Source organism: Pseudomonas sp. LFM046 (genome assembly GCF_000949385.2).
Lineage (GTDB): Bacteria > Pseudomonadota > Gammaproteobacteria > Pseudomonadales > Pseudomonadaceae > Metapseudomonas.
The window spans coordinates 540,435-564,566 of the sequence record NZ_JYKO02000001.1; the positions used below are offsets into that span (position 1 = coordinate 540,435).

General features: G+C 64.0%; 25 protein-coding genes and 1 tRNA gene. 11 read left to right on the forward strand and 15 right to left on the reverse strand.

The window, feature by feature from the left end:
• Positions 1 to 41 precede the first annotated feature (41 nt).
• The 5 genes from TQ98_RS02580 (at position 42) to TQ98_RS02600 (ending at position 3,463) form a co-directional block, all read left to right on the forward strand.
• Positions 42 to 797 (forward strand): transporter substrate-binding domain-containing protein, encoded by a 756-nt coding sequence (locus tag TQ98_RS02580; protein WP_044872636.1) that lies wholly within the window; start codon positions 42 to 44, stop codon positions 795 to 797.
• A 1-nt stretch (position 798) separates the two neighbouring features.
• Positions 799 to 1,437: a TIGR02281 family clan AA aspartic protease gene (locus tag TQ98_RS02585; RefSeq protein WP_242443182.1), complete on the forward strand. Its 639-nt coding sequence runs from the start codon at positions 799 to 801 to the stop codon at positions 1,435 to 1,437.
• A gap of 198 nt (positions 1,438 to 1,635) precedes the next feature.
• Positions 1,636 to 2,250 (forward strand): GTP cyclohydrolase II, encoded by a 615-nt coding sequence (gene ribA / locus TQ98_RS02590; RefSeq protein ID WP_044872634.1) that lies wholly within the window; start codon positions 1,636 to 1,638, stop codon positions 2,248 to 2,250.
• Positions 2,247 to 2,666, forward strand: coding sequence for a hypothetical protein (locus TQ98_RS02595; protein ID WP_044872633.1), 420 nt, complete (start codon positions 2,247 to 2,249; stop codon positions 2,664 to 2,666). Before ribA ends, TQ98_RS02595 begins: the two co-directional genes overlap by 4 nt.
• On the forward strand, positions 2,666 to 3,463 hold the full coding sequence (locus TQ98_RS02600; protein ID WP_044872632.1) for a cobalamin-binding protein: 798 nt from the start codon (positions 2,666 to 2,668) through the stop codon (positions 3,461 to 3,463). The genes TQ98_RS02595 and TQ98_RS02600 overlap by 1 nt, the downstream gene beginning before the upstream one ends.
• Before the next feature lie 126 nt (positions 3,464 to 3,589).
• Here the strand turns inward: TQ98_RS02600 and TQ98_RS02605 are convergent, their stop codons facing one another.
• Entirely contained in the window at positions 3,590 to 3,931 is a 342-nt protein-coding gene (locus tag TQ98_RS02605) for a zinc ribbon domain-containing protein YjdM (protein ID WP_044872631.1), read from the reverse strand.
• Positions 3,932 to 4,132: 201 nt separating this feature from the next.
• Between TQ98_RS02605 and TQ98_RS02610 the strand changes: the two genes are divergently transcribed.
• Positions 4,133 to 4,837 carry a sulfotransferase family 2 domain-containing protein gene (locus TQ98_RS02610; RefSeq protein WP_044872630.1) on the forward strand — a complete coding sequence of 235 codons (705 nt, stop codon included), beginning with the start codon at positions 4,133 to 4,135 and terminating at the stop codon, positions 4,835 to 4,837.
• Positions 4,830 to 5,411, forward strand: coding sequence for an adenylyl-sulfate kinase (cysC, locus tag TQ98_RS02615; RefSeq protein ID WP_242443032.1), 582 nt, complete (start codon positions 4,830 to 4,832; stop codon positions 5,409 to 5,411). The genes TQ98_RS02610 and cysC overlap by 8 nt, the downstream gene beginning before the upstream one ends.
• Positions 5,412 to 5,429: 18 nt before the next feature.
• On the opposite strand, the gene TQ98_RS02620 is transcribed toward cysC, so the two are convergent.
• From TQ98_RS02620 to TQ98_RS02630, 3 genes are all read right to left on the reverse strand, one after another.
• Entirely contained in the window at positions 5,430 to 5,897 is a 468-nt protein-coding gene (locus tag TQ98_RS02620) for an LEA type 2 family protein (protein ID WP_044872628.1), read from the reverse strand.
• A 505-nt stretch (positions 5,898 to 6,402) separates the two neighbouring features.
• The gene (locus tag TQ98_RS02625; RefSeq protein ID WP_044872627.1) at positions 6,403 to 7,158 is read right to left on the reverse strand and encodes a phytanoyl-CoA dioxygenase family protein; all 756 of its coding nucleotides are present in this window, start codon (positions 7,156 to 7,158) and stop codon (positions 6,403 to 6,405) included.
• Between the two features lie 97 nt (positions 7,159 to 7,255).
• Entirely contained in the window at positions 7,256 to 8,098 is an 843-nt protein-coding gene (locus TQ98_RS02630; RefSeq protein WP_044872626.1) for an arylamine N-acetyltransferase, read from the reverse strand.
• Between the two features lie 391 nt (positions 8,099 to 8,489).
• Here TQ98_RS02630 and TQ98_RS02635 point away from each other — a divergent pair, with 391 nt between their 5' ends.
• The gene (locus TQ98_RS02635; protein ID WP_044872625.1) at positions 8,490 to 9,932 is read left to right on the forward strand and encodes a sodium:solute symporter family protein; all 1,443 of its coding nucleotides are present in this window, start codon (positions 8,490 to 8,492) and stop codon (positions 9,930 to 9,932) included.
• Positions 9,933 to 10,177: 245 nt separating this feature from the next.
• On the opposite strand, the gene TQ98_RS02640 is transcribed toward TQ98_RS02635, so the two are convergent.
• The 4 genes from TQ98_RS02640 to TQ98_RS02655 form a co-directional block, all read right to left on the reverse strand.
• Positions 10,178 to 10,489 carry a hypothetical protein gene (locus TQ98_RS02640; protein ID WP_044872624.1) on the reverse strand — a complete coding sequence of 104 codons (312 nt, stop codon included), beginning with the start codon at positions 10,487 to 10,489 and terminating at the stop codon, positions 10,178 to 10,180.
• 108 nt (positions 10,490 to 10,597) lie between these two features.
• Positions 10,598 to 11,416, reverse strand: a complete 819-nt coding sequence (locus TQ98_RS02645; protein WP_044872623.1) for an outer membrane protein OmpK — start codon at positions 11,414 to 11,416, stop codon at positions 10,598 to 10,600.
• Positions 11,417 to 11,749: 333 nt separating this feature from the next.
• Positions 11,750 to 13,960, reverse strand: a complete 2,211-nt coding sequence (locus TQ98_RS27725; RefSeq protein ID WP_044872622.1) for an Ig-like domain-containing protein — start codon at positions 13,958 to 13,960, stop codon at positions 11,750 to 11,752.
• Between the two features lie 42 nt (positions 13,961 to 14,002).
• A complete protein-coding gene (locus TQ98_RS02655) occupies positions 14,003 to 15,307 on the reverse strand; it encodes a hypothetical protein (protein WP_044872621.1) in 1,305 nt (434 codons plus the stop codon).
• 385 nt (positions 15,308 to 15,692) lie between these two features.
• Between TQ98_RS02655 and TQ98_RS02660 the strand changes: the two genes are divergently transcribed.
• From TQ98_RS02660 to TQ98_RS02670, 3 genes are all read left to right on the forward strand, one after another.
• On the forward strand, positions 15,693 to 17,102 hold the full coding sequence (locus TQ98_RS02660) for a HAMP domain-containing sensor histidine kinase (protein ID WP_044872620.1): 1,410 nt from the start codon (positions 15,693 to 15,695) through the stop codon (positions 17,100 to 17,102).
• 5 nt (positions 17,103 to 17,107) lie between these two features.
• Positions 17,108 to 18,535: a sigma-54 dependent transcriptional regulator gene (locus TQ98_RS02665; protein WP_044872619.1), complete on the forward strand. Its 1,428-nt coding sequence runs from the start codon at positions 17,108 to 17,110 to the stop codon at positions 18,533 to 18,535.
• Between the two features lie 194 nt (positions 18,536 to 18,729).
• Positions 18,730 to 19,248, forward strand: a complete 519-nt coding sequence (locus TQ98_RS02670; RefSeq protein ID WP_044872618.1) for a response regulator — start codon at positions 18,730 to 18,732, stop codon at positions 19,246 to 19,248.
• Between the two features lie 110 nt (positions 19,249 to 19,358).
• Here the strand turns inward: TQ98_RS02670 and TQ98_RS02675 are convergent.
• From TQ98_RS02675 to TQ98_RS02705, 7 genes are all read right to left on the reverse strand, one after another.
• Positions 19,359 to 19,434, reverse strand: a tRNA-Ala gene (locus tag TQ98_RS02675).
• A gap of 103 nt (positions 19,435 to 19,537) precedes the next feature.
• On the reverse strand, positions 19,538 to 20,476 hold the full coding sequence (locus TQ98_RS02680; RefSeq protein ID WP_044872617.1) for a class I SAM-dependent methyltransferase: 939 nt from the start codon (positions 20,474 to 20,476) through the stop codon (positions 19,538 to 19,540).
• Positions 20,477 to 20,585: 109 nt separating this feature from the next.
• A complete protein-coding gene (locus TQ98_RS02685; protein ID WP_044872616.1) occupies positions 20,586 to 20,831 on the reverse strand; it encodes a hypothetical protein in 246 nt (81 codons plus the stop codon).
• Between the two features lie 198 nt (positions 20,832 to 21,029).
• A complete protein-coding gene (locus TQ98_RS02690; RefSeq protein WP_044872615.1) occupies positions 21,030 to 21,797 on the reverse strand; it encodes an ATP-binding cassette domain-containing protein in 768 nt (255 codons plus the stop codon).
• A 16-nt stretch (positions 21,798 to 21,813) separates the two neighbouring features.
• Positions 21,814 to 22,527, reverse strand: coding sequence for an ABC transporter permease (locus tag TQ98_RS02695; RefSeq protein WP_044872614.1), 714 nt, complete (start codon positions 22,525 to 22,527; stop codon positions 21,814 to 21,816).
• Complete coding sequence (gene hisQ, locus TQ98_RS02700) at positions 22,524 to 23,213, reverse strand: histidine ABC transporter permease HisQ (protein ID WP_044872613.1); 690 nt, start codon at positions 23,211 to 23,213, stop codon at positions 22,524 to 22,526. The genes TQ98_RS02695 and hisQ overlap by 4 nt, the downstream gene beginning before the upstream one ends.
• A 79-nt stretch (positions 23,214 to 23,292) precedes the next feature.
• Entirely contained in the window at positions 23,293 to 24,081 is a 789-nt protein-coding gene (locus TQ98_RS02705; RefSeq protein WP_044872612.1) for an ABC transporter substrate-binding protein, read from the reverse strand.
• Positions 24,082 to 24,132: the final 51 nt, after the last annotated feature.

The window sequence follows — 24,132 nt, forward strand, 5'->3', positions numbered from 1 at the left end:
AGCTGCCCCGCCCAAGTCGACGGCCGGAGGAGGGAAAAACGATGCGGAGCTGGATATCGAAGGTCCTGATCGCTTGCCTGCTGCTTCCCGCGGCCTGGGCCGAGACCGTACAGGCCGACGAAATCCAGCTCGCCAGCGAGCTCTGGCCCGGCCATACCAATCCCGACGGTACCGGCCTTGCCTGGGACGTGCTGCGGCGCGTCTACGAGCCTGAAGGCATTCGGTTGAAGATCCGCTCGGTGCCTTACTCCCGCTCCATTGGCCTGGTGCTGCGCGGCGAGGCGGACGCCTGGCTCGGTTCCTACCGCGACGAGGTCAAGGGTATTCACTACCCCCGCTGGCACTACGACGCCGACCGGGTCAGTGCTCTGTCCAGCGCCTCCACGCCGGTTCCAACCTTGGCTACCTTGGGGCAGTACCGGCTCGTCTGGATTCGTGGCTACAACTACGATCGTTATCTGCCCAACCTGAAGCACTTCGAAGAAATCCAGCGGCGCAGCGGTATCCTCTCGATGCTCGATCTCGGCCATGTGGATTTCTACATCGACGCCCGTACCGAAGTGGACGATGTGCTCAAGAGCGCCGCCGATCCCAGCCGCTACCGAATCACCCCGCTGATGCGCTTGCCGCTTTACCTGGGTTTCGCTGATACCCCGCGTGGTCACAGCCTGGCGGAAATCTTCGACCAACGCATGGGCGAGCTGGTCGCCAGTGGTGAACTACGCCCACTGTTCCAGCGCTGGAAGCAGCCCTATGCCTTCGACAAGGACCTGGAGAAACCCCATGCCGCACCCTGACCTGCGTACTCTCGCCTTCCTGCTGGCCCTCGCTCCGGCATTTGCGGGCGCCACCCAGGTCCAGGTGGTCGGTCTGTTTCCCGGCGCCGCCGTGCTCAACGTCGACGGCCAGCGCAAGCTGGTGAAGGTGGGCCAGACCGGGCCCGGCGGCGTCCAGGTGATCAGCGCCGACAGCAAGGGCGCGGTGCTGCGGGTCGATGGCGTCGAACGCAGTTACGGCCTGTCCCGCGAATACAACCAGGCGGGTAGCCCCAGCGCGCCGCAGAAGACCCAGATGAGCATCGCCCGCGGCAACAACGGGCACTATCAGGTCGCCGGCTCCATCGAAGGCCATCCCGTGCAGTTCCTGGTGGACACCGGCGCCAGCAGCGTCGCCATGAGTGAGGGCCAGGCGCGCCGCCTGGGCATCGATTACCGGGTCAACGGCGTGCCGATGAAGGCCAGCACCGCCAGTGGGACGGTCAATGCCTGGCGGGTGACCTTCGACCGGATCAAGGTCGGTGGCATCGAGGTGCTGGGTGTGGAAGGGGCGGTGATCGAAGGCGAGGCGCCCGTCGACGTGCTGCTGGGCATGAGCTTCCTCAACCGCGTGCGCTGGCGCGAGGAGCAGGGAGTGCTGATGCTCGAATCCAAATTCTGAAGGCCCGCCGTGGTCTCCGCTGCGTTGTGGTGATGCCGTGTTGAAAGCAGGCACGTTCCGCTCCCGCCCGGCAGATCATTCGCAGGCTTTCCCGGCGTCTCTTCGAGCCGTTCGATACGTATTCCCAACTATTCAGTCTGACCTGCCGGAAAGCGTGCTGTTACAATGCCGGCCTTGACAGTATCCAGGAGCTCTTCGGTGTCCGTCGTCTTCGTCGCCGCCTCCCAGTTGCCCACCCCGTTCGGTGTGTTCACCATGCACGGCTTTCTTGACGAGGCCAGCGGGAAGGAACATGTCGCCCTGACTCTGGGCGATGTCGCCAATGGTGAGCCGGTGCTGGGCCGCCTGCATTCCGAATGCCTGACTGGCGACGCCCTGTTCAGCCTGCGTTGCGATTGCGGCTTCCAGCTGGAAGCGGCGCTGCGCGCCATCGCCGAAGACGGCCGTGGTGTGCTGCTCTACCTGCGCCAGGAAGGTCGTGGCATCGGCCTGCTGAACAAGATCCGCGCCTACGAGCTGCAAGACGCCGGCGCCGATACGGTGGAAGCCAACGAGCGCCTGGGCTTCGGTGCCGATCAGCGCGACTACGCCATGTGCGAGCCGATGCTGGAACACCTGGGTATCAAGGCCATCAAGCTGATGACCAACAACCCGCGCAAGGTGAAGGCACTGGAGACCTATGGTCTCAAGGTGGCCGAGCGGGTACCGCTGCAAACCGGTCTGAACAAGCACAACCGCAAGTACCTGGCCACCAAGGCCGGCAAGCTCGGCCATATGCTGGGCAACCTGCATCAGGCGGAAGCCGAGTCGTGACCCGCAAGGAAGTCCGCCGTCGTCTGGCCCAGGCCTGGTGGCGTCAGGTGGGTTACACCCTGGCCCCGCTGCTGGTCATGGGTTACCTGTTCGGCGACGGCGAACCGGTGTTGCCCGTGTTGCAGATGCCGCTGTTCATCGTTGGCCTGACTTCCTTGTTCCTCACCCTGCCGCTGTTCTCCGCCTATAAGCGTGCCCTGGTTGCCACCGAGGCTTCCCTTGGTCGCGCCGAAGAGCCGGGCGCCTGGCAAGAGCTGGCCCGGCGCCGCAGCAAGGCATTCCTCGCTGCCGGACTGCCGGCGTGGATCTCCGCGCTCGCAGTACCCTTCGGGCTGAACACCGTTGCGCTGATCCTCCTTGCCCTGAGCAGCCTGGTGCTGCTCTACCTCTACCGAATTCCCCGCCAGCTCGGCTGATGCGCCGACTGCTCGCCTCCCTGCTGTTGTGCCTCGCGCTACCCGCCACGGCACAGCTGCGGGTGGTCAGCCTGGCGCCATCCCTCAGTGAAACCATGATTGACTTGGGCGCTGCCGACCTGCTGGTGGGCGTGCTCGATGGTGGCGAACGCCCCACCGCCCTGGCTGGCCTGCCCTCCGTGGGGCGTTATGGCCAGCTGCAGGCGGAAAGCCTGCTCAGCCTCAAGCCCGATCTCGTCCTGCTCTGGCCCGATAGCGTCGGCGCCGCCGGGCGCGAACAACTGAAAAAGCTCGACGTGCCGCTATTGGTGGTAGAGCCCCGGGACCTTTCGCAGCTGTCGCAATCCTTCATCACCATTGGCGAGCGAATCGACCGCGCCGAGCAGGGCCGCCAACTGGCCGCCCGCTTCGACGCCGGCCTTACGGATCTGCGCCAGCGCTATCGGCGTGACGTGCCGTTGAAGGTCTTCTATCAGGTCTGGGACAAGCCGCTGTACACCCTGGGCGGACGGCAGATCATCAGTGACGCGCTTCGTGTCTGCGGGGCGGAGAACGTCTTCGCCGACCTCTCCCTACCGGCGCCCCAGGTGAGCGTGGAATCGGTCCTGCAGCGCAACCCCGAGGTGATCCTGGTGAGCGAACCGACTCAGGCCAAGGCCTGGGCGGCCTGGTCGCAGCTGACAGCCGTGAAGAAAGGGCAGGTCTGGCCCGTTCCGGACGTGGGCCTGGAGCGGCCGAGCTTCCAGATGCTGGCTGCCACCGAAAAGCTGTGCCGGTTGCTGGAGAACGCCAGATAGATTTTTGCCCAGCGAGAATGGGCCGATTCGGGCGCGGAAGGCAGCGGGGATGTGCAGTATTGCGAGTGGGTAAAGCAGCGCTCGGAACCCGTCCCCTTCACGACTGAAGAGGACGGGAACGCGGGATCAGACCTTCCGCACGAACTCCGACTTCAGCTTCATGGCGCCGATGCCGTCGATCTTGCAGTCGATGTCGTGATCGCCATCCACCAGGCGGATGTTCTTCACCTTGGTGCCGACCTTTACCACCAGGGACGAGCCCTTGACCTTGAGGTCCTTGATCACGGTGATGGTGTCGCCGTCCTGCAGGACGTTGCCAACGGAGTCCTTGATTACCTTGTCGTCGCTGGCCGCTTCTCCGCTGCCATCAGCGGACCATTCGTGGGCGCATTCCGGGCAGATCAGCAGCGCGCCGTCCTCGTAGGTGAATTCAGAATTGCATTTGGGGCAGGGCGGCAGTGTGCTCACGGTGTACCTCGACGTCGGGTGTTACGAAAATGACCTCAGATTGTATAAGGTTTTGCCATCCCTTTGCCGATTTCTGCGCTTTCGTAAGCGAGATGTGTCCGGGGGCTTACCGACTTGACCATGTCTAAATCTTCCCTGGAAAACTCGCTGCTAACCTGCATGCACTGACTTTTCGCGGGCTTGACCCGCTTCGAGGGTGCCATGTTGCAACGTGTTTTCTGGAAGCTGATCCCCAAGGAACAGCGCAACTTCCTGCTCAGCCGCCTGAGCGCGGTGGACCGGCAGGTGGTCAACCGCTCCCTGTCGGCCAATGTCGGGCTGCCCGCCCAATTCGGCTTGACTGAGTGCCTCTTTATCCACGTGCCCAAGTGCGCCGGCAGCAGCATCAGTTCGGCGCTGTTCGGTAACTGGCGGCCGGGGCATCTGCCGCTCTACTGGTACGAGCAGCAATTCCCCGAGCACTTCGCGCGGGCCTTCAAGTTCACCTTCGTGCGCGACCCGCTGGAGCGTGCCTACTCCGCTTACAGCTACTTGCGCAGCAACAAACTGCGGGTGCGGGAAACTCCGGCCCAGCAGATGGTCTGCCGCTATCGGGACTTCGATGAGTTCGTCAGCCGCTGGCTGCATGCGGACAACGTGCGCAAACAGGTCCACTTCACGCCGCAGACGGATTTCCTGGTGGATTCCCTTGGCAACCTGGCGATGGATTTCATCGGTCGCCAGGAAACCATGAATCGCGACTTCGCCACCCTGTGTCAGCGTTTCGACATCGTCGCCCCGCTGCCGCACATCAATCCCACGCGGCATCGGCAGCACCTGCCGGTGCGGGAACTCTGCTCGACCCGCACACGGCGCCTCGTGCGCCGGGCGTATGAGCGCGACTACGAGTGGCTCGGTTATGAGTGAGGCACATCCCCACACCTTGGCCGTGCCCGTCTGGGCCCGGTCGGCCATCAAGCACCAGCGGCCGCGCTGCATCTGGCTGACCGGACTGTCGGGAGCCGGCAAGTCCACATTGGTCAACGCCCTCGAACTGAAACTCAATGCCCGCGGCCTGCACACCTATGTGCTGGACGGTGACAACCTGAGAAGGGGCTTGTGTCGTGACCTGGGCATGTCTGTCGAGGACCGCCAGGAGAACATTCGCCGCATTGCCGAAGTGGCGCGGCTGATGGTGGATGCAGGGCTGATCGTGATTGTCTCGGCCATCGCGCCCTTTCGCGCCGACCGCGAGGCGGCACGGCGCCTGTTCAATCCCGGAGAGTTCTACCTGGTCTATGTCAGTACCTCCTTCGACGCCTGTGCCCGCCGGGACCCCAAGGGTCTGTACCGGGCGGCGCTGGAAGGGCGCCTGCGCAATTTCACCGGCCTGGACAGCCCCTACGAACCGCCGCTGGATGCGGACTGGGAAGTGGACACCGAAGTGACCGAGTTGCCTGTGGCTGCCCGGGAATTGCTGGGGTTCGTGCTCAGCAATTGAACAACGGGCGCGCACGCGCTAAGGCGTATCGAGCGGCTCGGGAATGCTCAGCAGTCCGGCGTCCGTGAAGTGCCGAGTGCCCCAGAAGCCGCCGCCCAGCTTCCCGCGCAGGGCGTAGGGAACGTTCTGGAACGGGCTGCCGCTCATGGTCCAGGCCTGGCGCAGCACGGAAAAGGCCGAGATCGTCACCGGCACTTCGATCAACGCTTCGCCAAACCCCGCCACGGTTCCGCCGTGGCTGCTGACGCCGCTGGCCAGGGGCAGGTCATTGAGGTCCAGTTCCAGGGCGACGCCGCTGTAGTGGAAGGCCCCTTCGTTGGGGTTCTGCACCCGCAGCTTGAGGTTGAAGCGCATCTCCAGGCCTTCTCCGGGAATGGGCTCCATGCCGGCCAGGTCGACCTGCAGCGGGTCGTGCTGGTCGAGTACGGCGCAGCCATGGAGCAAAAGCAGCGGGAACATCAGGGCGGCAAGGCGGAGAGTGCGCATGGTGGCGTCCTGCTCGGAGTCCTGTCTTGAGTAAAGATCAGGCCGGCTCCAACGTGCCCACAATTTCTGTGGAGCGAGCTGTGGATATCTTCTGGATGGATTGCGCTAGAGCCCATGGCTGAGGGCTCGGCACGGCTTGCTCGGTCATTGATCGACGGAGGTGCAACCGCGAGGCGATTTCCGCCCTTCGGCGTGTGGCTCGGATACCCACGGATTCTGTGGGGCAAGCTGTGGATAGCTTTTGGATGGGTGGCTGGAGGCCATGCGCTGTCTGGGTTTCAGGGGATTGTGCGGTATTTGTGCAAGCGGGTTTGGCCCACTGGGCCAAGGTTGCGCCTGGCCGGGCAAGGGCTGCGCACGTTTCACTGCCGGCTCCCGGGGAATGCGCGTTCCGGTGAGGGGAAACGTTCACAAAATCTGTGGGCGTCTCTGTGGATATCTTCGGGATAACTGTCTGGAAGGCCCATGGGTAAGGGGCCTGAAGCGCTTGCTCGGTTTTTCGGCGTCAGTCGTACTCGGCCGCCTGGTGATCCCCCAGCAGACGGCGCTGGCGCGGGGTGCAGGCGTCCAGCACATCGGGATTGAAGCGGAATGCCAGGTAGGGCGAGAACTTCTGCGCCACCATGCGCCGGCCGTAGTGGACCTGCAGCAAGTAACGGCTGCGATCGGCGGTGCGATTGCGGCTGCCGGCATGCCACAGCTCACTGCGGAACATCAGGACATCGCCGGCCTTGCACAACACCGCCTCCGCCTGCCGCCCATGCCAGTCGATTTCGCCGGGGCGTGGCCGGCGACCGGCGCGGTGGCTGCCGGGGATGACGCGAGTGGGGCAGAGGTCGGCATCGATATCGTCAAGGTAGAGATGCGCGGTGCAGACCTGCATCGGCAGACGGAAGCCCGGATCGGCCAGCAGGGTTTCCGGCAACTCCATCACCAGGTGGTCCAGGTGCAGGTCGGCACCAACGAAGCCCGGATGGCTGCGCCATGCGGTCTGGCCGATGACGTGGCAGTCTTCGTCCAGTGCCGCTTCGGCCAATTCGATCACCCCGGGCAGGTCCAGGTAGGGCAGCCACTCCGGGCCCCGGTTGAACACGCACTTGAAGTGGTCGTCCACCAGCCCCTGGTAGTCCCAGTGGATGGGCTGGAGCGTGTCGATCAGTGAGCGCAGGGTGGCGATGCTCGGCGCATCGAGCACGCCGGGGAGGACGGTGAAGCCCTGGGTGTGGAGGGCTTCGAGGTGGTCAGCGGTGGACATGGGCATGTCCTCGTGAGGTGGCACGGTGCTCGACGCAGGTTGGGCTGAAGCATGAAGCCCAACGAAGGTGGGCACGTTGGGCTTCGCTGCGCTCAGCGCCAACCTACGGTGTGGCGTTCAGCAATCCCGCCAGTCGGGTGTGCAGCGGTTCGATCTCGTCTTCCGCCAGGTTGAGCAGGAAGTCGTTCTTCAGCACGCGGACCAGTTCGCCGGCGTCTTCGATTGTGCGGTTTTCCACGCGGCCATCCCGGTGGCGCTTGTTGAGGGTGCCGTTGGCCAGGGTCAGGCGCCATTCACCTTCGCTGCGGGCGGCCATCAGCATCTGGCGGAACACGCTGTTGGGGTGGGTGGAGGTGTACCAGTTGCGCGGAATGCAATCGACCCAGGCATTCACCTCCTGGCCGAAGCGGTAGCAGGCCACCCAGCCGGTTTCTGCACGAAAGCTTTCCAGCTGCACTTCACCGCTACCGTCCTCCTGGGGGCGCAGGCGGTAGGGGAGGTCGGCGGGCACCGGGCCGTCGAGGGGCACGCCGCGCCAGGGTGTGGCAGAACCGAAACCGACGTCCGCCAAATGCGGACCTTCCGGGAGCAGCACGCGCAGCATCAGGTGAGAGAGCATGGTCTGCGGCGCATCCAGCGGCAGACCCCAGCGCACCCGGCCGCCCAGCAATTCGACCTGGAAGCCGAGGGCGAGGAGCAGGCGCGCGAACAGGTTGTTGAGCTCATAGCAGTAGCCGCCACGCTGGCGCTCCACCACCTTGTTGAACACCGCATCGGCGTCGATGTGGATGGGCCGGTTGAGCAGCACGTCGACATTCTCGAAGGCCACCCGGCGTTGGTGCGCGGCGATCAGCCGGTCGAGGCTGGCGAGGTCGGGCTGCTGCGGGGCGGGGGTGTCCAGGTGGCGCAGGTAAGCCTCGGTTTGCTGCGGGGTGAGCGCGTGCATGATGGGGTCGGCTCCATGACGGGGAAGCTTCGATGCTAGCAGATGATTCCAGGCCGCCGCCGAACGGTAGCCGGGTGTCTTTCTTAATCAACAGCCACTGTAAAAAATAAAGAACTCAATGGTCACGGCGTGACGTTGCAAGGCCAGTTAAATCAGTGTATTGAGGCCTATCTTGTCCTGGTAGTCAGAAAGCATTCTGTCGATTTTTTTGCTCATAGACGTTGTAATTGTTTGACATATTTTACGTCTTTGGCAGACTGCGCCCCGTGGCACCCCGCCCGTTTGCTCCGGGCCGGGCTCCTCCGCGTCAATAACAAAAACTCCGTCAGTCGAGGTGCCTGCCCTATCGGGCGCCGTGGCCCCGACAGGCGTGCCTTCGGAACAAGAACAAATGCTGATCTGGTTTGTTGCGGTATACCTGCTGATCACCGTTGGTGTCGGTTTCTACGCTACCACCCGCGTCAAGAACTCCACGGACTTCGCATCCGGCGGCCGGAGCATGTCCTTCCCCCTGGTCGTGGCGATGGTGTTCGCCACCTGGTTCGGCTCGGAAGCCGTGCTGGGCATTCCCGCGACCTTCGTCGAGGAAGGCTTCGCCGGGATCGTCGAAGACCCCTTTGGCTCCTTCGGTTGCCTGATGCTGGTGGGCCTGGTTTTCGCCCGTCCGCTCTATCGCCTCAACCTGCTGACCATCGGTGACTTCTTCAAGAAGCGCTTCGGCCCGAATGTCGAGCTGATCACCAGCCTGGTCATCATCGCGTCCTACCTCGGCTGGGTGGCTGCGCAGCTCACCGCGCTGGGCGTGGTGTTCAACGTGCTGACCGACGGTGCCGTGACCACCACCCAGGGCATGATGATCGGCACCTTCATCGTCCTCCTGCACACCCTGTTCGGCGGCATGTGGTCGGTGGCCATGACCGACTTCCTGCAGATGATCATCATCGTTGTCGGCCTGTTCTACCTGACCTGGCTGGTGGGCGACATGGCGGGTGGCCCTGAGGCGGTGATCACCAAGGCGGCCAACGACGGCAAGTTCACCTTCATCCACGGCACCTCGGCCAAGGACATCGTCGCCTTCCTCGGCGCCGCGGTGACCATGATGTTCGGCTCCATCCCGCAGCAGGACGTGTATGCCCGCGTGATGTCGGCCAAGACCGAGAACATCGCCGCTCGCGCCTCCATGACCGGCGCCTGCTTCTACCTGTGCTTCTGCATGCTGCCGATCTTCCTGGCGTACTCCGCCTCGATGATCGACCCGGCCATGGTCCAGCACTGGCTGGCCGAGGATTCGCAGATGATCCTGCCGCGCCTGATCATGGAGCACACCCCGCTGTTCGCCCAGATCATGTTCTTCGGCGCGATCCTCTCGGCGATCATGTCCACCGCTTCCGGCACCCTGCTGGCGCCGTCGGTGACCTTCACCGAGAACGTCCTCAAGCGCTTCATCCCGGACATGACCGACCGTCAGGCCCTGCTGGCAATGCGTTGCAGCGTGCTGGCGATGACCTTCGCCACCGGCCTGTTCGCACTGAACTCCGAATCCAGCATCTACGAGATGGTGGGCAACGCCTACAAGGTGACCCTGGTCGCCGCTGCGGTGCCGCTGTTCGCCGGCCTGTTCTGGAAGCGCGCCACCACCCAGGGTGCGCTGATGGCTATCGCCTTCGGCCTGGGCTCCTGGGGCCTGCTGGAAATGACCTACCAGGAAACCGACTTCTGGCCGCCGCAACTGGCTGGCCTGCTGTTCAGTTGGGTGGGCATGGTGGTCGGCTCCCTGCTGCCGCAACTCGTGCGCAGCCGTGCCGAGATCATCGGTACCCCGGCCAGCGCCTGAGTACCCTGAGCCTTACAAAAGGCCCCGCCAAGTGCGGGGCTTTTTCATGGGCTGGAGGAGAGCCTTGTAGGGGCGAATTCATTCGCCATGCAGGCCGAAGGTCTGCCTTCCGGAATCCACGGGAGCAGCTCGCGCAGGATGGGGCGGGCGGCGTTCCGCGAGCGGAGCGATACCCATGCGGAAAGAGTTGATGGGTGGGCTTCAGCCCACGCGGCCGGACCGATGGTGCAGTCCGAAGGCGCGTGTCAGGCCACCAGCTCGACGAAAGCGCGCAGCACGGTCAGGCCGACAAATGCGCTCATGGCGATCTGGCTGCCGCGAGGGACGTCGTCGCAGAGGCTGCGGTAGTTGATGGGGTTGAGGAAGAGGCTGGGCCAGCAGGCGAAGGCGGCGCAGAAGGTGATCAGGGAGAGCAGCGCGAGGCTGGTCGAGAAGTCGAAGGGTTCGCTGGAGAAGCAGAAGCTGACGAAGATGACGATGGCGAGGCTGATCCAGCCGCCGGTGACCACTTTCTCGCCCAGGGTACGCGGGGCGGCTTGGGGGCTGTCACTGGCCATCGGAAATTTCCTTATCTGACTGCAGGCGAAGACTGACGCGCATTTTCCACCTGCCCTTTCGACGGCGCAAGACAGAGGGGCCCGTTGTTGCAACGGGCCCCGCAATCATCAGAAATGCACCTTGGCCAACAGGCTGAAGGTGTTCTGGTCGGTGCCGCCGAGGATGTCGTCGCCGAGGAAGCTGTTGTCGTCGATGGCGTACTTGTTCTTCCAGTAGTCGTACTCGATACCGACGTAGAAGTGCTTCACCGCGCTCCAGCCCATGGCCTTGCCCAGGTCGTACTTGATCTGCGGGTTGAAGTGCAGGTTGGCGTGCAGGTCGTTGGGGCGGTCCGAGGTGGCGTCCTTGTTGTTCCAGACCCAGTCCATGAAACCGTCGATCAGAACGTCCGAGTTGCCCACCGGAATGGTGTAGGACCACACCGGGGTGACCTGCCACTGGCCGGACGGGTTGTTGGTGATGCCATCGGGCTTGCGGTAGTAGAAGTTCAGCTGGAAGTAGTCGAAGCCGGGCACCTTCAGGTCGAAGCCCGGGCCGAGCAGGTAGTTCTGGTTGCGGTTCTCGCCACGCTCGTAGGTGGCCGCCAGCAGCACGTCGCTGATGGGGCCGAACTCCAGCTTCTGGTCGAACATCTTGCCGAAGGACAGGCGCGGGGAGATTTCACCGTAGTAGGTGTTCTTGCCCAGGTTGGCGTCTTCCTCGCCGTTGTAGTTGATCTGGTCGACGAAGATGAACAGGTCGCCGAAGGTCCAGCCGCTGGCGTGCTCGAAGGTGAAGGTCTGCTGGATTTCCGGGTTGACCTGGAAGTTCTTGCCGTAGAGGTAGGTCAGGCTGTTGTCCTGCCACAGCAGGGGGCCGTCGGCCAGGGCATTGCCCGCGGCCAGCAGGCCGCCGGCGAGCATCAGGGAAGAGAGGGCACGGTTCATCGTGAAGTGGGCTCCAGGTTCTCGGGATTCTGTCGGCGCGAAATGTGTCGGTTCGGTCAGGTCAGACCGCCGCTGAACGTGCGGCGCCGAGATTCCAGGGCGCCGGGCCGGGCGCGCGATTATCGGCTGAAAGACAGGTTTTTCAAGGGGTTATTCGAAGATCGCGGCCATTTCCGACTGTTGGGAGGGGCAATGTCGGGAAAATGAATCTGACTGATTGGACAGACGGGCGCTGAGCCGGGATTGCGGAGGGGGGAACCGCTGGAAGCGCCAAGGTGCCGGCAAAAAATCCCCCGGCCACATGGCTGGCCGGGGGCAACTGGAGAAGATCCGTCAGCGGACGCTGATGGGGCCGGTGAGCACGGCACCCAGGGTCGAGCGCACGGTCACGGTGGGATTGGCGCTGGGCACTACGGCGGTGGAGTTGTTCACCGTCAGCTTCCAGCGTCCATTGGCCGACGGAGTGGCCGTGCCCAGCAGGACCTGGCCCTGGGTACCGGAGACCAGTACCTGGATCTGGTTACCCCGTGGCTGCGAGGTCGTTCCCTGGAAACTCCACGAGAAGCGGTTGTTGGGCCGCGCCTGCACCTGCGCCTGGGTAATGCTCAGGGTATCGGCGGCCACCACCGGGTTCACCGTGACAGTGACCGTGGTCGGAGTAGACGTGGCACCTGCGGAGTCCTGGGCCTGGTAGGTGAAGCTGACGGTGGTGGTGGCGGGCACCGTAGCTGGCGGGGTGTAGGTCACCGTGGTGCCGTTGGTGCTGGCGCTGCCGCGACCTGCCGGCGGCGGCGTCACGTTCACCACCGTCATGGCGTTGCCTTCAGGGTCCACGTCATTGGCCAGCACGTTGATCACCACGGGCGCGCCGGCGTTGGTGGTGGCGGTGTCGGGCGCCACGGTGGGCGGCAGGTTCGGCCGAACCGTGATGCTGACGTCGGTGGGGGCGGAGAGGGCGCCCAGGGCATCGCGCACCTGGTAGGTGAAGGTCACCACTTCGTTGGCGGCCACCTGGGTTGGCGGGGTGTAGATGACGGCGCCATTGCCGCTCTGCGCCAGGGTGCCGACCGTAACCGTGCCCAGGTTGGCGATGGACAGGGGCAGGTTGCCGTCCGGGTCGGTGTCGTTGGCCGTCAGGTCCAGGGTTACGGCGATGCCGGCGCTGGTGCTGGCGGTGTCCGGATTGGCCACGGGCGGCTGGTTGGCCGGCGGAGCGGGCGGCGCGCCTTCGATCAGCACGAACTCGGTGTCGCTGCCGCCGGCGGCGGATTTGACCGTGACCTTTGCCGGCGGGTGATCGACATCGCTGGCGACCAGGCGCTGGTTCACGCCGCTGACCGGCACCAGACGGCCGAAGCCTTGGGCCACCAGTTCCGGTGGTCCTACCTCATCGCTGGAATTGGCTTCCACTGTCAGCGTCCGGGTCGACCAGGAGTAGCGGGCGTCACTGATCTTGACGACGTCGGTGAGCGGCTGGCTCTGAGTCGTGGCCTTGGTGGTGGTGCCCTCTTCCTTGGCCGTGATCAGCACGAAGGGAGGCAGGCTCGTCGGCGCCACATCCTGACCGAAGAAACGGCCGGTGCCGTCGCCGGTCATCTGGAACTGGCACGGTGACGGCGGATCGCCCACCAGGTCGAGGCTCTCGCGGAAGCACAGCGTTGCGGTGGCGGCGGAGTTGGCGAACACCGAGATCCAGGTGCGCTGGGCGTTACGGCTGTAGGACGCACGGTCGACGCCGAGCTGGCTGGGCACGCCGGCACTGAGCACCTTGCCCGACAGGTTGAACAGATTCGTCTCGATACGCAGGCCGTTGGGCCCGTCGATTCTGATGAAGTTGGTGTTGAAGGGGCTGCCGGTGACCGGCTCGGCGATGTTCGGGTCGCCGATGAAGGTTTCCACCTCGCCCGTCTCCGGGTTGGTTTCCGTGTAGAGCGGCCCGACGCGGGTGAGGAATGGCCCTATATTGCCGGCCAGCGCACCCGTGAAGTCCCCCGGCGCGCCGATGCCGATGTCGCGGGTCAGGTTGATGGCGCGGCGGCCGGGCGCGGTGACGTTGAAGGTTTCCACGCCGTACGGGTGGGTCACCTTGTAGGTACCGGCTACCGGCACGTTCACCCGGATGCGGATGCGCGCGAAGCTCTGCTGGTCACCCTGGAGGGGCAGCCCGCCGGCGAAGGCCGCTTCGACCCCGGCGACATAGGCCTCCAGCTCGAGGCCGTTGCCGGGATCGTCGATGCTGGTTTCGGCGAGCATCCAGAAACTCTCATCGGGGAAGTTGGCGGGAAAGACGACCGGCTTGGCCGTATCGAAGATGCCGGGGTTCGGCAGCAGGGTGCACATGAAGCCACCGGGTACCCGGGAGCTGACCGCCTTGGAAAGGCACAGCTCCAGGGGCACGCTGTTGGCGTCCTGGTACCAGCGCGGGAAGAAACCGCTGGCGGCGGTGTAGGGGCCTGGGTCCACTGCCGTCAATGCCGCATCAGCGGCCGGGGTGCCGGCGAGCAGGCCCAGTGCCATGGTGAGTATTCCTGGCCATTTGAACATGACTGCCTCCGTTCACCTGCCCCTGGCAGGTGACTGTTGTGCTCAAGGAAGAATCAGGACTTCTTCGGTGTCGGAACCGCCGTTGCCCGAAATCACATGCACGGTGGCTGGCGGGGCAGTGACTCCCGTGACCTGCAGCTGGCCATTGGTCAGGACGCCCAGACCCTCGGCATTCAATGCCGGCTGGCCGGCCTGGTCGCTGGAGTTGGCCTCCACGGTCAGCACGGCTGTACCTACGCTGTATTCGGCCCGGGTGATGGTCACCAGGTCCGCGAGCGGGACGGTCTTGCTGGTGGGAGTGCTGCCGGTAATGACCAGGGAGTTGTCGGCGACGAAGGTCACGCTGCCGTTGGCTGCGAGGTTGCTGGTGGATTGGCCGTACCAGGCGCCGGAGGCGTTGCCGAGCATGAAGCCGCCAGTGACGACGCCGTCGTTGTAGGTGACCGATCCGGGAGGCGGTGGGGCCAGGGTGAAGTAATCCTGTTGCACGGCCCCTGGCGATGCGGCGGTGCCACCACGGGAATAGGTGGCGCGCTCGATGACCAGCGGGGTCGGCAGCGGCTCGGTGGACAGCCTGCCGGAAATGGCGAACAGGCGCGTTTCGGCGATCAGGCCGTTGGGACCTTCGATGCGCACGAAGTTGGTCCCGAACGGGCTGCCGGTGACTTCCTCCAGGATGTTCGGGTCGCCGATGAAGGTGTCCGTATTCCCAGTGACCGGGTTTGTTTCCAGATAGGGGCCGTTGACCGATCGCAGGAAGGGGCCGATGTCGCCGGCCAGCGCGCCGCGGAAATCCCCCGGTGCGCCGATACCGATATCGCGGGTCATGTTGATGACGCGGGTACCGGGTGCATCCACCTCGAACACATCCACGCCATAGGGGTGGGTGACGGTGTAGGTGCCCGCCACCGGCACCGTTGCCCGGATGCGGATGCGGGCAAAGCTGATCTGGTCGCCGGCTGCCGGCACGCCGCCGCCGAAGGCCGCCTCCAGGGCGGAGACATAGAGCAGGTCGATGCCTGTGTTGGCATCGATGATGGCGGCATCACCGGTGAACCAGAACGCCTCGTCCGGGAAATTGCTCGGAAAGACGATGGGCTGGGTCTCGTCGAACACCCCGGGCGCCGGCAGCAGGTTGCACATGAAGGCCCCCGGCACCCGCGTGCTCTGCGCCTTGGATAGGCACAGATCGAGGGCTCGGCCGTGGGTGTCCTGGTACCAGGCCGGGAAGAACCCATTGGCCTGAGTGAAGGGTGTGGGATCGACCGCATAGAGCCCGGCCGTGGCCGGAACGGCGGTCAGTCCGAGCAGAAGCGGGAGTGCGAGTTTTGGCAGTGCGTTGTGCATGGTGTCGCCCTTCCAGTCGATGAACTTCGCCGTTTGTCAGGCTCCGATGGGCGGTGGGCCCGTCGTTGGATGCGGAAGGCGCAACTTCCATACCACGTCGCTGCGCGCCCGACAGGGCCGGGCGCGCAGCCGAAAAACACCCTGATGCGATGGCGAAATGGCTCCTCGACTTCTGGGGACTGGCCCCCATACGTGGGGGAAAAATGGGTGGGAAATCTGGGTGATTGCGGCGTGACCGTTCAGCGGTCGCCGAACGGTAGGGCCGCCAGCGTCGGGGCCTGCGCTATAACTAACCGGACCCGGCGTGGGAGTCGTCGGCCGGCTGGCGAGTCCTTCAGGCGCTTCCCTTGGAAGCCAACTGCCGTTCGCCCAAGGGGAGGTCCCAATGAAGACGGCCTTGGCGAAAAAGCCCTTCAATCTGTTCCGCTGGTTTTCCCTGGTGAGCCTGGTGATCATCCTGGTGGTGGCCATCCTGCTCGGCACGGCGGCGACCCGGTTCCTCATGAACGAGAGCATTGATCGCGATGCGATGCTCAGCGCGCAGTTCATCAAGTCCATCGCTGATGTCGAAGTCATCCATGGCAATTTCTCCCCTGGCCTGACCCTCAGCGAATTCCTTGACAAGCGCGTGGATGGCGCCCGCCTCGGGGTGTCCCACGAGCAACTGGTGAAATCCCACGAAGAATTCTTCGACCACATCGTGCGGCTGCCCGACGTGCTGTTGGCCACCGTCTATGCCCCCGATGGCATGGTGATCTGGTCCACTCGCCCGGAACTGGTGGGGCACCACGCCGCCAGCGACAGCCGATTGAAGGAGGCGATCCAGTCCCGCAGCACGGTGACCGTCGACCATCGCGGTGGCGACCAGGCGGTGGAGCGCTACTTCCTCAGCGCGCCCCGTGGCCTCTATCTGGAGAGCTTCATTCCGCTGCAGGACAGTAACGGGGAAGTGCTGTCGGTAATCGAGATCTACAAGGAGCCGGTGGACCTGATCGCGCGGATGAACCGTGGATTCATCCTGCTCTGGATCGCCACTGCCCTCGGTGGTGCCGCCATCTACCTCAGCCTGTTCTGGTTCGTGCGTCATGCCTCGCACCTGCTGGACGAGCAGCAGAGCCAACTGGTGGAGAACGAAACACTGGCCCTGCTGGGCGAGATGTCCACGGCCGTCGCCCACAGCCTGCGCAACCCGCTGGCCTCCATTCGCTCCAGTGCCGAGCTGGCGCTTGAAGTGGACCAGGGCCCGCTGCACAAGAACCTGGGCGACATCATCATCCAGGTGGACCGCATGTCGAAGTGGGTGCGCGAGTTGCTGATGTCGGCCCGCCCGCTCTCGGGCGACCAGGAACCGGTGAACCTGACGGCTGCCCTGGAAGAAACCCTGGCCGCCTATGAACCGCAGATCCGCCATGCCGGCATCGCCGTGGACTGGCACCCCGCACAGGCACCTCGCGTGGTCAGCCACCCGGTGCTGCTGCAGCAGTTGCTGGGCAGCGTCCTGTCCAATGCCATCGAAGCCATGCCCCGGGGCGGCCGCCTGGCCATCCACCTGGCGCCGGACCCGCGTCGACAGTGGCTGACCCTGACCATCAGCGACACCGGCAGCGGCATGTCACCGGCCATGCTGGAAATGGCCTTCAAACCGTTTCACACCACCAAGCGTGGCGGCCTGGGCGTTGGCCTGGTGCTGGTGCGCAAGATCATCGAGCGCTTCGGTGGTGCGGTCAGCATCGACAGCCGGGAGAACGCCGGCACCAACGTGCACCTGACCTTCCGGGCGACGGCAGGGGGATAACAACAATGGGCAACAGCATCCTGATCGTCGAAGACGACGACATCCTGGCCGACAACTTCTGCACCTACCTGGAGCGGCGCCAGTTCGACGTCATGGTCTGCGGCTCGGCCGAAGAGGCGCTGACGATCATCGAAGCGCAGCACCCGGACCTGGTGCTCACCGATTACTGCCTGCCGGGCATGAGCGGCTGCGACCTGATCAGCCGCGCACGCGCCCTGGACGAGCAGCTCAAGGTCATCATGATCACCGGCCACGGCAACGTGCAGGGCGCGGTGGAAGCCATGAAGGCCGGCGCCAGCGACTACCTGACCAAGCCCGTGGCCCTGGCCGAGCTCAAGCTGGTGGTGGACAAGGTGCTGGAAGCGCGTCGCCAGGAACAACGGCTGTGCTTCTACCAGCAGCGGGAAGCCCAGGACTCCGGGCTCGCCGCACTGATCGGCAACTCCGAACCCATGCGCGCCATGAAGGAGATGGTGCGCCAGGTGCTGGCGGCCGAGGAGCGCATGGCCGGTGAAGACCTGCCCGTGGTGCTGATCGAGGGGGAAACCGGAACGGGCAAGGAACTGGTGGCCCGCGCGCTGCACTTCGACGGCTCGCGGAGCAAGGGCCCCTTCGTCGAATTCAACTGCGCCTCGATACCTTCGCATCTGCTCGAAGCCGAGCTGTTCGGCCATGAAAAGGGCGCCTTCACCGACGCCAAGGACCGTCGCGTCGGCCTGGTGGAAGCGGCGGACGGCGGCACGCTGTTCCTCGATGAAGTGGGCGAGATCGACCTGTTGCTCCAGGCCAAGCTGCTCAAGTTGCTGGAGGACCGCACCATTCGGCGCCTGGGCTCGGTGCGCGAACGCAAGGTCAACCTGCGCATCATCAGCGCCACCAACTGCAACCTCGAACAGATGGTGCAGGAGGGCAAGTTCCGTCGCGACCTGTTCTTCCGCCTGCGCATCATCACCATCAAGGTGCCGCCGTTGCGCGCCCGTGGGGATGACATGCTGACCCTCGCCGAGCACTTCGTCGTGCAGCACGGCAAGCGCTATGGCAAGCCGGGCCTGCGGTTCAGCCCCGAGGCCAGGGCCGTGCTCAAGGGCTACAGCTGGCCGGGCAATGTGCGCGAGCTGCGCAACATGCTGGAGCAGACCGTGCTGCTGGCGGCGGGCAGTGTGATCGGCCCGGAGCAACTGAGCATCTGCCGTGGGTTGCTGGCGGGGGCTGGCGTCACCGAGGACTCCAGCCAGGCCGTGGAGCGAGACGACCCGGGTTTCCAGGACGAGAACCTGAACCTGTCCGACGCCGAGCGCGAGCTGGTGGTGAAGGTGCTGGGCAAGACCGACTGGAACATCTCCAAGTCCGCCCGGATGTTGGGCCTGACCCGCGACATGCTGCGCTATCGCATCGACAAGCTGGGCCTTGAACGGCCTGACCGGCACCTCTGAAGCCGCACCGATGTTGGGGGAAACCCCCGGTCCGGGTGGGGAATTGGCGGGGCTGGTGAATCGCTGCTTCCGATCTAGACTCTAGGGATCGTCGGCCCCGGGCGGGCCGGCGCAGCCTTGGCTCGGATCGTGCAGAGCAGGAATCAGCGGCCAATCCGGCCGCCATCCGGTCTCCTGACAGGGGAGCAGCCACAGTGTCGAAGAAAGTACTGATCGTCGACGACGAAGAAATCCTCGCCGCCAATTTCAAGACCTACCTGGAGAGGCTGGGTTGCGAGGTGCAGACGGCTGCCGATGGCGCCACCGCCGTGCAGCGAGTGGCGAGCTTCAAGCCCGACCTGCTGGTGCTCGACTACCGTCTGCCGGACATGACCGGCTTCGAGGTCTTCGACGCCCTGCGCCCCCTGCACAGCTGCGAAGCGGTTCTGATGACCGCCCACCCCAGCATCGAAGTCTGCAACCGCGCCATCGAGCGCAGCATCGAGATCATCCTGCTCAAACCCTTCCCCCTGACGGAACTGGGCAGCGTGGTCCTGCACGGCCTGCCATCCGGCGCGCCAAAGGAGGAACAGTCGGTACCGGTGGAGCGACGCAACGGCGGCGAGGTGAGTTTCCCCCTGAAACTCTATGACGGCGCCTGGGTACTCTCCGACCGTCGCCGCCCCACGGCGAGCACCGAGCCGCCGCTGAAGCACGCCAAGAAGGGCGTGTAACTCCTCGGGATTGAACGAGCGCGGGCACTGGCCTGCGCGTTTGCTTTGCGAGGCAGAAAGCCGAAAACGACAAGCCCCCGAAAGTGATGCACTTCCGGGGGCTTCTTTTCTGGTGGAGACGAGGAGGATCGAACTCCCGACCTCGGCGATGCGAACGCCGCGCTCTCCCAGCTGAGCTACGTCCCCGGCCACTCAAGCGTAGTAGCTGCCCGGGGCCGGCGCCTCTCCAAACAGCGGTCACCCCTGCGGAACGATTGCCCCGCTTGCTGCAGAAGCGGGGCCCAGGCGATCAGCCCCGCTTGAACACCAGCGCCTTCAATCCCGCATCCGGATCGATGTCCTCGAACTCCGGCGGATTCTCCAGCCGCTCCACGAAGCGCAGCTCCGGTGCTTCCGCCGCCATCCCCTGAACGAGGAAGTCCGGCCCAATGCCCGGATCATTTACGCAGGCCAGCACCACCCCGTTCTCGGTCAGCAACTCCGGCAGGCGCCGCAGGATTTTCTGGTAGTCGCGGGTCAGCGCGAAGCTGCCTTTCTGGAAGGACGGCGGGTCGATGATCACCAGGTCATAGGGGCCGCTCTTCTTCACCTTGCCCCAGGACTTGAACAACTCGTGGCCGAGGAAACTCACCCGGCTGAGGTCATGGCCATTGAGCCGGTGATTGTCCCTCCCTCGGCTCAACGCCGAACTGGCCATGTCCAGGTTCACCACATGCTCGGCCCCACCCTCGATGGCCACCACGGAAAAGCCGCAGGTGTAGGCGAATAGATTGAGCACCCGCTTGCCCTGCGCATTGGCACGAACCCAGTCGCGGCCGTAGCGCATGTCGAGGAACAGACCGTTGTTCTGCTTCTTGCCCAGGTCCAGCTTGAAGCGCAGCCCGCCTTCGCTGACCACGCACTCATCGGTCATTTCGCCCCAGAGCAATTCCACGGTGCTTTCCAGCAGATAGCGATGCTGCAACAACAGACTCCGCGCCTCGCTGCGCTGCCAAACCGGCGACTCCACCAGCCGAGCCAGCATCGCCTTCAGCGCCACCAATTCCTCTTCCGCCACTTCGCGGAACAGCGATACCAGCACCACACCCTCCAGCCAGTCGACCGTCACCTGCTCCAGCCCCGGCCAACGCCGGCCTCGGCCATGGAACAGGCGGCGGATTTCATGCGGAGGGGATTCCAGGGCGGAAATGAGGTGTTGTTCCAGGGTGGAGAGCGCGTCGTGGTTCATGGTGGGTGGTTCGAGAAAAAGCGGGGGCGGGATTCTAACCTGAGCGCTCGGTTGGGACGCCGTACTCACCCGTGAAGCCATCGAATTAAGGGGGAGGGCGCCTATCGGCTCACTCCGCCTCGCGTGGTCGATTCGCCTTGGACTTGTCGACCGGTATGGCCAGCTCGGTCAGCGATCTGGAGATGGCATCCGCGTTGTCCAGTAGCGTTCCCAGCCGGTTTCGAATGCGCTCAGCGACCTCTTTCTGACCGCATGAGTCAGCCCAGTTGGCAAGCTCGACGATGGCGCAGGCGATTGCGGCCTGATTCTGGCTAATGCGATAGAGCGCGGTTTGGAGGTTGTTCCGGTCCGGCATCGCGACCACCTCGAGCGAGTGTCAGCGCAGGAAGGATAGTTCACCGAGTGGACTGGAGCGCTCAGCGTTCGGACGAGCTGAACAGGAAGGCAACCGATGGGTAAGAAAAGCAGATCAGCAACTGCCCACTGGGCCTCCGCACGGGGCTCCGGCCTGGTCCTGTCGGCTCGCCACGCTCCGGGTGCAACCCGGCCAGCGCTACTTCAGGCTGCTGGCAAGGAACTGCTTCAACCGCTCGCTCTCGGGGTGGTCGAACAGACGATCCGGCGGTCCCTCTTCCTCCACCAGCCCCTGGTGCAGGAACATCACGTGGCTGGAAACCTGCCGTGCAAACGCCATTTCGTGGGTGACGACCACCATGGTCCGCCCTTCTTCGGCAAGCTGCTGCATGACTTTCAGGACTTCGCCGACCAGCTCCGGGTCGAGTGCGGAGGTCGGTTCATCGAACAACATCACCTCCGGCTCCATCGCCAGGGCCCTGGCAATTGCAACGCGTTGCTGCTGACCGCCGGACAGTTGCGAGGGGTACTGGCCCTCGACCTTTTTAGGCAAACCGACCTTGGCCAGGTAGTTGCGGGCGCGCAGCGTCGCTTCATCCCGCTCGATGCCCAGCACATTCATCGGGCACTCGATGATGTTTTCCAGCACCGTCATATGGTTCCACAGGTTGAAGTGCTGGAAGACCATGGACAATCGCGTGCGTATTGCCTGCAACTGCCTGGGGTGGACAGCACAGAGTTCGCCCAGCGAATTCCTGCGGGTCAGCAACTCTTCGGCGTTGACGCTGATTCGCCCACTGCTGGGTTTCTCCAGGTAATTGATACAGCGCAGGAAGGTGCTCTTTCCGGAGCCGGACGAGCCAATGATGCTGATCACATCACCGGCCTTGGCCCTGAGCGAGATGCCCTTGAGTACTTCATGGCTGCCGTAGCTCTTGCAAATGTCTTCAACCAACAAACGGTACATGCTCACCTCTACGGAATCAGTGGGTTTTCGGTCGCTGGTAGGCCAGCCAATGCTCTTCCCCGCTCCGGAACATCCAGATCAGGAAGAAGGCGCTGCAGGCATAAAGCACGCCGGCAATGCTGAACGCGATGAAGGGCGCATAGGTTGCAGAGCTCACGTCCCGGGCGATTTTCAGCAGGTCGGGCACTGTGGCGGTAAAGGCTACCGAGGTGGAGTGCAGCATCAGAATCACCTCGTTGCTGAAGAACGGCAGGGCCCGACGCAACGCCGAGGGCAGGATGATCCGGCGGTAGAGGGTGAACTCGCTCATGCCGAATGCCCGCGCCGCCTCCACTTCGCCGTGGTGGGTACTCCTGATCGCGCCGGAGAATATTTCCGTCATGTAGGCACAGGTGTTGAGTACGAAAGCCAGCACTGTGCAGTTGAAGCCGTCGCGGAAAAACGCGCTCAGGAAGTCCTGAGTGCGAACGATATGCAGGCTGTATATCCCCGTGTAGAAGAACAGCAGCTGGATATACAGCGGCGTCCCCCTGAACACGTAGGTGTAGAACCACACCGGCCCACGGACGAAGGGGTTGCGGCTGACGCGTGCAACCGCCAGCGGGACGGCCAGCAGGAAACCGAGCACTACTGCGAGAATGAGCAGCCACAGGGTCATTGCCAGGCCGGAAAGATGCGCTCCGTCAGTCCAGAGATACGCCTTCCAGTATTCGTCGAGAATGCCAGTCATAGCAGTGCCCTTTTGACGCCGATCGAGTAGCGGCGCTCCAGCCACATCAATCCGCCATTGGACAGGCTGGTGATGGCGAGGTAGATGAGGCCGCCGACCAGGGTGAAGTAGAAGAACTGCATCGAGCCCTTGCCCGCATCCTGGGTGGCCTTCACCACGTCGCTCAGGCCGATGATCGAGACCAGGGCCGTCGACTTGACCAGCACCTGCCAGTTGTTGCCGATGCCGGGTAGCGCATGGCGAAGCATCTGTGGGAAGAGCACCCTGCGGAACGTCCTCCAACTGGACATGCCATACGCCGTCGCCGCCTCGATCTGGCCGGCGGGCACCGCCAGGAAGGCGCCCCGGAAGGTTTCGGCAAAGTACGCGCCATAAATGAATGTCAGCGTCACGGTGCCCGCGATGAAGGGATCGATGTCGATCTGCGTGAAGCCGAGTCCATCGGTGATTCGATTGAGCAGCATCTGCAGACTGAAGAACAGCAGCAGCATGATGACCAGATCGGGCACGCTGCGAATCAGCGTGGTATAGGCCGTGGCGAACGCTCGCAACGAGCGACTCTGGGATAGCTTTGCGCTGGCAGCTAGCAGGCCGAGCAGGACGGCTCCCAGAAGTGACGACAGTGCCAGCTCGATCGTGACCAGCGTGCCGGCCAGTATCTGAGGGGCAAATCCTTCCAGAAACATTTCACTCTCCTATTGTTCTTGTCAGGTCGAGGTGAAGGCGATACAGGGCGGCGCCCTGTATCAAGGGATTGGTCTCAACTCATTGCGCGCCGTAAATGTCGAAGTCGAAGTACTTCTTGTTGATGCGCGCATAGGTGCCATTGGCGAGGATGGTGGCCAGAGCCTTGTTCAGGTCCTCGCGCAATTCCACGTCCTCCTTGCGCAGGCCGATGCCGTCGCCGACACCGAAGAATTTGTCGTCCTGCAAGGTGGTTCCCGCAAACTCGAAGTCCTTGCCCGCCGGCTTGTCGAGGAAGCCATAGCTGGCCTGGATGGAGCCTTGCAGAGAGGCATCCAGGCGTCCCACGGTGAGGTCGGCGTACACCTGGTCCTGATTCTGGTAGGAAACGATTTCGACGCCCTTCGTCCCCCATTCCGCCTTGGCGTAAGCCTCCTGGCTGGAGCCCTGCTCCACGCCGACGCGCTTGCCGGCGAGCGATTCCGCGGTCGGAATCAGCGGGCTGCCCCGCCTGGCGACCAGGCGGGTGGGCGCGTTGGAAATCCTGTTGGTGAATGCGATGTGTTCCATCCGCTTGGGGGTGATCGTCATCGACGACGCGATGGCGTCTATCTTGCGCGCCAGTAGCGCCGGGATGATCCCGTCCCAGCTGCTCTCCACCCACAGGCACTTGGCATGCAGCTCGGCGCAGAGCGCTTCGGCGATGTCGATCCCGAAGCCGGCCAACTGACCGTTCGGGTTCTTGTACTCCAGCGGTGGGTAGGTGGGGTCGACGCCCAGGCGCAATACTTTGCCGGACCAGTCGGCCGCACCCGCGAAAGGAGACGCCGTCAGGAGCAGCAGCGACAGGGTAGCGATTGTCTTCTTCATTGTTTTCTTCCTCTCTCGTTGCACGGAGCCGGATCGCTTTCGCACCCGGCG

Bases quoted from the DNA above. Each gene is read 5' to 3' on its own strand.
- TQ98_RS27725 (WP_044872622.1), bottom strand. From the start codon at position 13,960: ATGTTCAAATGGCCAGGAATACTCACCATGGCACTGGGCCTGCTCGCC.
- hisQ (WP_044872613.1), bottom strand. From the start codon at position 23,213: ATGTTTCTGGAAGGATTTGCCCCTCAGATACTGGCCGGCACGCTGGTC.
- TQ98_RS02610 (WP_044872630.1), top strand. From the start codon at position 4,133: ATGTTGCAACGTGTTTTCTGGAAGCTGATCCCCAAGGAACAGCGCAAC.
- TQ98_RS02640 (WP_044872624.1), bottom strand. From the start codon at position 10,489: ATGGCCAGTGACAGCCCCCAAGCCGCCCCGCGTACCCTGGGCGAGAAA.
- TQ98_RS02645 (WP_044872623.1), bottom strand. From the start codon at position 11,416: ATGAACCGTGCCCTCTCTTCCCTGATGCTCGCCGGCGGCCTGCTGGCC.
- TQ98_RS02655 (WP_044872621.1), bottom strand. From the start codon at position 15,307: ATGCACAACGCACTGCCAAAACTCGCACTCCCGCTTCTGCTCGGACTG.
- TQ98_RS02685 (WP_044872616.1), bottom strand. From the start codon at position 20,831: ATGCCGGACCGGAACAACCTCCAAACCGCGCTCTATCGCATTAGCCAG.
- TQ98_RS02690 (WP_044872615.1), bottom strand. From the start codon at position 21,797: ATGTACCGTTTGTTGGTTGAAGACATTTGCAAGAGCTACGGCAGCCAT.
- TQ98_RS02635 (WP_044872625.1), top strand. From the start codon at position 8,490: ATGCTGATCTGGTTTGTTGCGGTATACCTGCTGATCACCGTTGGTGTC.
- TQ98_RS02660 (WP_044872620.1), top strand. From the start codon at position 15,693: ATGAAGACGGCCTTGGCGAAAAAGCCCTTCAATCTGTTCCGCTGGTTT.
- TQ98_RS02665 (WP_044872619.1), top strand. From the start codon at position 17,108: ATGGGCAACAGCATCCTGATCGTCGAAGACGACGACATCCTGGCCGAC.
- TQ98_RS02625 (WP_044872627.1), bottom strand. From the start codon at position 7,158: ATGCCCATGTCCACCGCTGACCACCTCGAAGCCCTCCACACCCAGGGC.
- cysC (WP_242443032.1), top strand. From the start codon at position 4,830: ATGAGTGAGGCACATCCCCACACCTTGGCCGTGCCCGTCTGGGCCCGG.
- TQ98_RS02600 (WP_044872632.1), top strand. From the start codon at position 2,666: ATGCGCCGACTGCTCGCCTCCCTGCTGTTGTGCCTCGCGCTACCCGCC.
- TQ98_RS02580 (WP_044872636.1), top strand. From the start codon at position 42: ATGCGGAGCTGGATATCGAAGGTCCTGATCGCTTGCCTGCTGCTTCCC.
- TQ98_RS02705 (WP_044872612.1), bottom strand. From the start codon at position 24,081: ATGAAGAAGACAATCGCTACCCTGTCGCTGCTGCTCCTGACGGCGTCT.
- TQ98_RS02620 (WP_044872628.1), bottom strand. From the start codon at position 5,897: ATGCGCACTCTCCGCCTTGCCGCCCTGATGTTCCCGCTGCTTTTGCTC.
- TQ98_RS02695 (WP_044872614.1), bottom strand. From the start codon at position 22,527: ATGACTGGCATTCTCGACGAATACTGGAAGGCGTATCTCTGGACTGAC.
- TQ98_RS02630 (WP_044872626.1), bottom strand. From the start codon at position 8,098: ATGCACGCGCTCACCCCGCAGCAAACCGAGGCTTACCTGCGCCACCTG.
- TQ98_RS02680 (WP_044872617.1), bottom strand. From the start codon at position 20,476: ATGAACCACGACGCGCTCTCCACCCTGGAACAACACCTCATTTCCGCC.